This window comes from Streptomyces sp. SID11385 (assembly GCF_010548245.1).
GTDB lineage: Bacteria > Actinomycetota > Actinomycetes > Streptomycetales > Streptomycetaceae > Streptomyces.
In genome coordinates this window covers 1-6,254 of record NZ_JAAGLR010000254.1, presented here as the reverse complement: position 1 = coordinate 6,254, position 6,254 = coordinate 1, and the positions used below count along the sequence as shown (strand labels likewise).

The 6,254-nt window shown below is 74.6% G+C and carries 7 protein-coding genes and 1 pseudogene; 6 read left to right on the top strand and 2 right to left on the bottom strand.

What is annotated here, in order from left to right:
* The 4 genes and pseudogenes from G3I42_RS07820 to G3I42_RS07805 all read left to right on the top strand — a co-directional run.
* Window positions 1-569, top strand: a pseudogene (locus G3I42_RS07820) (hypothetical protein); the annotation flags it as partial.
* A gap of 80 nt (window positions 570-649) precedes the next feature.
* The gene (locus G3I42_RS07815) at window positions 650-1,117 is read left to right on the top strand and encodes a DUF5304 family protein (RefSeq protein ID WP_164283678.1); all 468 of its coding nucleotides are present in this window, start codon (window positions 650-652) and stop codon (window positions 1,115-1,117) included.
* A 56-nt stretch (window positions 1,118-1,173) separates the two neighbouring features.
* Entirely contained in the window at window positions 1,174-2,115 is a 942-nt protein-coding gene (locus G3I42_RS07810) for an ROK family glucokinase (RefSeq protein WP_164283676.1), read from the top strand.
* A gap of 115 nt (window positions 2,116-2,230) precedes the next feature.
* Complete coding sequence (locus tag G3I42_RS07805; protein ID WP_164283674.1) at window positions 2,231-2,974, top strand: endonuclease/exonuclease/phosphatase family protein; 744 nt, start codon at window positions 2,231-2,233, stop codon at window positions 2,972-2,974.
* A gap of 28 nt (window positions 2,975-3,002) precedes the next feature.
* Here the strand turns inward: G3I42_RS07805 and G3I42_RS07800 are convergent, their stop codons facing one another.
* Window positions 3,003-3,584, bottom strand: coding sequence for a hypothetical protein (locus G3I42_RS07800; RefSeq protein WP_164283672.1), 582 nt, complete (start codon window positions 3,582-3,584; stop codon window positions 3,003-3,005).
* Window positions 3,577-4,374: an alpha/beta fold hydrolase gene (locus G3I42_RS07795; protein ID WP_164283670.1), complete on the bottom strand. Its 798-nt coding sequence runs from the start codon at window positions 4,372-4,374 to the stop codon at window positions 3,577-3,579. The genes G3I42_RS07800 and G3I42_RS07795 overlap by 8 nt, the downstream gene beginning before the upstream one ends.
* 279 nt (window positions 4,375-4,653) lie before the next feature.
* On the opposite strand from G3I42_RS07795, the gene G3I42_RS07790 reads away from it, so the two are divergent.
* The gene (locus G3I42_RS07790; protein WP_164283668.1) at window positions 4,654-5,382 is read left to right on the top strand and encodes a lysophospholipid acyltransferase family protein; all 729 of its coding nucleotides are present in this window, start codon (window positions 4,654-4,656) and stop codon (window positions 5,380-5,382) included.
* A 125-nt stretch (window positions 5,383-5,507) separates the two neighbouring features.
* A partial coding sequence (locus G3I42_RS07785; RefSeq protein WP_239096324.1) for a DUF5931 domain-containing protein occupies window positions 5,508-6,254 on the top strand: 747 nt, incomplete at its 3' end.

The window sequence follows — 6,254 nt, the reverse complement described above, 5'->3', positions numbered from 1 at the left end:
AGGCCGCGCTCGCCGCGAGCGAAGCGCTCCTCACCGGCCCCGGCACGAGCCTGCTGCCCGTCCTCGTGCCGGGCCGCGCCGGTACGGAGGCGCTCCGCCTGACGCGGATCGCCGCGAGCCTGCACGGAATCGCGCTCGACCGCCCGCTCGCCAACCGCGTCCTGCCCGAGGGGGCCTTCGGCGCCGCGGCCCAGCACGCGGCCCTGAAGACGTACGAGGACGTGCGCGAGATCCCGCACCTCGGCGCCGAACCCGCGGACCCCGCCGGCCTCGAAGACCTCGGCGCCCCGCTGCCCGGCGCGCCCGCGCGGGCCCCGGAGTGGACCCTGCACGACCTGCGCGCCGAGACGGGCCTCGTCGAGTGGCATGTCCCGCTGCCGGGAGCCGAGCGCGCGGAACTCGACCTCTACCGCTTCGAGGACGAACTCGCCGTCACGGCGGGCCCCTTCCGCCGCACCCGCCCCCTCCCCTCGGCCCTGCGCCGCTGCGACGTCACGGGGGCGGCCCTGCGGGACGGCGTGCTGCGGGTCCGGTTCCGGCCGACGCCGGGGCTGTGGCCGGAGAGCTGAGAGGGGCCGCCCCGGGGCTGCCGCGTTCCGCGGTGCGGTCCGGTACCGTCGAAGGCACCACCGCGCCCCAGGAGTCCGCCATGAGCGAAGCCCATTCCTCCCAGCCGCCCGAGGACCCCGCGGGCGACGCCTGGTCCGAGGCCTGCGCCGAGGACCTCGCCGCCGAGCGCGAGCGCCGTGCCGGGGAGGGGCGGGCCGAGACCGGCTCCGCCGCCGAGGAACTGCTGCGTCTCGCCGACACCCTCGCCGAGAAGCTGACCGGCTTCACCTCCCGCGCGGCGGGCCCGCTCCAGGGCGAGGCCGTGCGCCAGGCCGTCGGCCAGGCCCGCTCCCTCGTCGAGCCCGTCCTCGCCCGCAACCCCGCCGTTCTCGACCACCTCGCGGCGGCCGGCTCCGAACTCCTCGCCGCCTACCGCTCCGCCGTCACCGGGCAGGAGGCCCGCTGGACGCGCGAGAAACCCTCCCAGGGCCCCGCCGGCGACCCCCTGCGCAAGCCCGGGCCCGAGGAGGGCGAGGGCGGCCGGGGGGAGCGCATCGACCTCGACTGACAGGCCCTCGCGTAAGGTTGAGCCTCAGCGGGGCTCGACCGAAAACTGAGGGACACATGGGACTCACCATCGGCGTCGACATCGGCGGTACCAAGATCGCGGCTGGAGTGGTGGACGAGGAGGGCGCGATCCTTTCCACGTTCACCGTGCCCACGCCGCCCACCGCCGAGGCCATCGTCGACGCGATCTCCAGCGCGGTCGCCGGGGCCAGCAAGGGGCACGACATCGAGGCCGTGGGCATCGGCGCCGCCGGGTACGTGGACGACAAACGGGCCACCGTCCTGTTCGCACCCAACATCGACTGGCGGCACGAACCGCTCAAGGACAAGGTCGAGAAGCGCGTCGGCCTCCCCGTCGTCGTCGAGAACGACGCGAACGCCGCCGCCTGGGGCGAGTACCGCTTCGGCGCGGGCCAGGGGCACGAGGACGTCATCTGCATCACCCTCGGCACCGGCCTCGGCGGCGGCATCATCATCGGCAACAAGCTCCGGCGCGGGCGCTTCGGCGTCGCCGCCGAGTTCGGCCACATCCGGGTCGTCCCCGACGGCCTCCTGTGCGGCTGCGGCAGCCAGGGCTGCTGGGAGCAGTACGCCTCCGGGCGCGCCCTCGTCCGCTACGCCAAGCAGCGCGCCAACGCGACCCCGGAGAACGCCGAGATCCTCCTCGGCTTCGGCGACGGCACCGCGGACGGCATCGAGGGCAAGCACATCAGCCAGGCCGCCCGCCAAGGCGACCCGGTCGCCGTCGACTCCTTCCGCGAGCTGGCCCGCTGGGCGGGCGCCGGGCTCGCCGACCTCGCCTCGCTCTTCGACCCCTCCGCCTTCATCGTCGGGGGCGGCGTCTCGGACGAGGGCGACCTCGTGCTCGACCCGATCCGCCGCTCCTTCCGGCGCTGGCTCATCGGCGGCGCCTGGCGCCCGCACGCGCAGGTGCTCGCCGCCCAGCTCGGCAACAAGGCCGGGCTCGTCGGCGCGGCCGACCTGGCCCGCCAGGGCTGAACACGCCCCGTACGCACGCCGGTCGACGTGGTGCCGCTCCGCCTTCGGCGGGGCGGCACCGCTCTGTCCGGGGTGCGTGATCTTGAGCCGCGGGGGTGTGCTTGGCTTGGGCGCCATGAGCACCGCCGCGCCCCAGGGCCTGCCCGCTTCCCGTACCGAGGAGGACGGCTCGGCCGTCGTACGGGTCCTCAGCTACAACATCCGCTCGATGCGCGACGACACCGCCGCGCTCGGCCGGGTCATCCGCGCCTGCGCGCCCGACCTCGTCCTGATCCAGGAGGCCCCGCGCTTCTTCCGCTGGCGCAAGGCCCTGTCGCGGCTGGCGCGTTCGGCCGGGCTCGTCACCCTCGCGGGCGGCGCCACCGCCGCGGGGCCCGCGCTGCTGTGCGCGATGCGCGCGACCGTCGAGCGGACCGAGGACGTGCTTCTTCCGCTGACGCCGGGGCTGCACCGGCGCGGCTTCTCGACGGCCGTCGTGCGGCTCGGGGCCGTGCGGCTCGGCGTGGTGAGCTGCCACCTGAGCCTGCGGAAGGACGAACGGCTCGCGCAGGCGCGGATGCTGACGGAGCGGGTGGCCGGGATGGGGGTGACCCATGTGGTGGCGGGGGGCGACCTCAACGAGGGGCCGGGCGGGAGGGCCTTCCGGCATGTGGCGGGAAAGCTGCGGGACGCCTTTGCCGCGCGGGCCTGGGGCGGGGAGTTCACGTCCACGGCGCTTGATCCGTACCAGCGGATCGACGCGGTGTTCGTGACGGAGGGGATCGAGGTGCTGGGGTGCGGGGTTCCCGATGTGGTGGGGGCGGATGTCGCCTCTGATCACTTGCCGGTGCTGGCGGTGCTGAGGGTTCCGGCGGGGTGAGCCCGCTCGGGGCTCCACCCCGGGTGGTTCACACCACCGCCCCCCTCCCCGGGTCGTCCTCGTCGTCCTCGTCCCCCGCTCCCATGCGGATGACCAGCGTCACGAAGCCGCCGACGAAGCCCCCGATGCACAGCGTCGCGAGCCACCAGGTCATGTCCCAGTCGAGGAGGACGGCCAGGAGGGTCAGGACCGGACCGCCGATCACCGCGAGCCACGCGAACTTCGAGGTCACGTCGGACTCGGGGAGTTCGGGGTCCGGGGGGACGAAGTGGCCCTCGTCCTCGTCCGCGAGGCTGTGGTCGCGCGGGCCCGGGGGCGCCGGGGTGCTCCGGACGCCGGGCGCGAAGGCGACCGAGCCGCCGAGCGCCGGCTTCTCCGGCGGCCGCTCGTCCCGTTCCTCGTCCTCCGCGGGGGCCGGAGCGTTCCGGGAGCGCGTCTCCAGGTCCGCCAGGTCCTCGACCGACTTGAAGGGCTTCGTGCCCGGCGGGTCGTCCGGCTCCTCGCCGTACCCCGCGACGATCGCCGCCCACGCGGCCTCCTCGTCGAGCGGGGGCACGCCGCTCTCCTCCGGCTCCCTGCTCTCCTCGCGCTCCGCGCCGTTCTCAGCCACCGCTGGCCGTCCCTTCCTGGCCGACAAGGCCGACATGGGCGTACTCGGGGGCGATCCGGGCCACGAAGGACTCGCTCTCCGCGAAGATCCGGTCCGCGTCGTTGTCCAACGTCGCGACATGGTGACTGTGTTCCAGGACCAGTTCGGTGGTGTCCGCCGAGGAGACCCGCGCGAGCACCCGCGCCGAGTCGGCGGCCGGTACGACGTGGTCGCTGGCGCTGCGCAGCAGGAGCAGCGGCTGCGAGACCCGCGACAGGTCGCGGTCCACGATCCGGAAGAAGCGCCGCAGCGAGTGCGCGGCGTGCAGCGGGACCCGCGCATAGCCGGTCTCCTCGACACCCTCCTTCGCGATGTCGCTGACGATCCCCTTCGTCGAGGGCAGCACGTGCCGGGCCACCGGCAGCGCGTGCGCCGCGAGACCGTGTACCTTGAGCGCCGGATTCACCAGGACCAGGCCCGCGACCGCGTCGCCCCGCCGCTCCGCGAGCCGCAGCGCGAGCGCCCCGCCCATCGAGAGCCCCGCCACGAACACCGTCGCGCACCGCTCGCGCAACTCGGCGAAGGCGCGGTCCACCTCCGCGTACCAGTCCTCCCAGCCGGTGACCTGGAGGTCCTGCCAGCGGGTGCCGTGCCCGGGCAGCAACGGCAGCGACACGCTCAGCCCGCGCGCCGCCAGGTACGCGGCCCAGGGCCGCAGCGACTGCGGACTCCCCGTGAAGCCGTGGCACAAGAGGACTCCGGTGGCACCGCCCTCGTGGCGGTAGGGCTCGGCTCCGGCGATGACCGGCACGACGGGCTCCTTCGGTGAGCGATCGGCGAGGAAGAGACGAACGGGAGGACGGCGGAGGGCGGACGGCGGACGAACGGGCACAGCGGCGGGCGCGGGGCCCGGACACGCGGGGCCGTACATGACCCCGATGCCCGGGGGAACAGGCACAGTACGGTGTCGCGGCGTATTTCACCGTACGCGACCGGACCGACACCGACCAGGGGCCTGGGCGGCCGGGAACGGCCGTGCGAGGGCCCGGGCCGGTATGGTCGGCCAAGACGGAGGACGGAAGGCGGAGCGGTGATCTACAACGCGATGAAGCACTCCCTGGGTGCCTCGCTCAAGGTGGCGTTCCGGCCGTGGGTCGAGGGCATGGAGAACATCCCCGAGGAAGGCCCCGCCATCCTCGCGAGCAACCACCTCTCCTTCTCCGACTCCTTCTTCCTCCCCGCCGTCCTGGAGCGCCGGGTGACCTTCATCGCCAAGGCCGAGTACTTCACCACCCCCGGGGTCAAGGGCAGGCTGACGGCCGCCTTCTTCAAGGGCGTCGGACAGCTCCCCGTGGACCGCTCCGGCGGGCGCGGCGCGGGCGAGGCCGCGATCAAGAGCGGCATCGACGTCCTCGCGCGCGGCGAACTCTTCGGCATCTACCCCGAGGGCACCCGTTCCCCCGACGGCCGCCTCTACCGCGGCAAGCCCGGCGGCCTCGCCCGCGTCGCCCTCGGCAGCGGCGCCCCCGTCATCCCCGTCGCCATGATCGACACCGAGAAGATCCAGCCCCCCGGCAAGGCCGTCCCCAAGCTCATGCGGCCCGGCATCCGCATCGGCAAGCCCCTCGACTTCAGCCGCTACGAGGGCATGGAGGGCGACCGCTTCATCCTCCGCGCCCTCACCGACGAGGTCATGTACGAGATCATGAAGCTCTCCGGCCAGGAGTACGTGGACATCTACGCCACCGCGGCCAAGCGCCAACTGGCTGAGGCGGCGAAGGCGGAGGCCGCGAAGGCGGGCAGGGCGAAGGCCGCCTGAACCCCCCGCCCCGGTGCGGAACCCCGGGGCGGGCAGGCACGTCTCCCTCCGCGAGCACGCCGCCCGTAGGCTGCTCCCGGGGACCGGCCGGCGGCCCGGCAGGCGGACACGGGGGACACGAGGACATGGCCACGAGCGACAACGCCCCGCCGAAGGCGGCGAACCGTCTCGTCGAGCGCCCCCTGTGGCAGGCCCTCACCGCCTACCGCCTCCTCACCGCCTGCTACGCCCTCGCCCTCTTCCTCGCCGAGCGCGAGCACTTCGCCCGCCCCGCCGTCGCCTGGGCCTTCTACGCCGTCCTCCTCCCCTGGACGGTCCTCACCGTGCCCCGCGTCCGCGAAGAGGCCCGCTGCACACGGCCCTTCCTCGTCGCCGACCTCGTCCTCGCCCTCACCGGCGTCCTCCTCACCCCGCTCGCCGACGGCGCCGCGCGCGTCGCGAGCGGCGTGCCGACGCTGCCCTCGATATGGACGGCCGGCGCGGTCCTCGCCTGGGCGCTCAAGGGCGGCTGGCGCCCGGCCGCCGTCGCCTCCGTGCTCGTCGGCATCGCGAACGTCGTCCAGCGCGGCACCCCCAGCCAGAGCACCCTGCACGCCGTCCTCCTCGTCTGCATCGCCGCGATCGCCATCGGGTACGTCGTCGAGGTCGCCCGCGCCTCCGAGCGCACCCTCGCCCGCGCCCTGGAGATCGAGTCCGCGACCCGCGAGCGCGAACGCCTGGCCCGCGACATCCACGACGGCGTGCTCCAGGTCCTCGCCATGGTGCAGCGGCGCGGCACCGCGCTCGGCGGCGAGGCGGCGGAGCTGGGCAGGCTCGCGGGCGAGCAGGAGACGGCCCTGCGCGCGCTCGTACGGGGCGGACCGCCGCCCGCC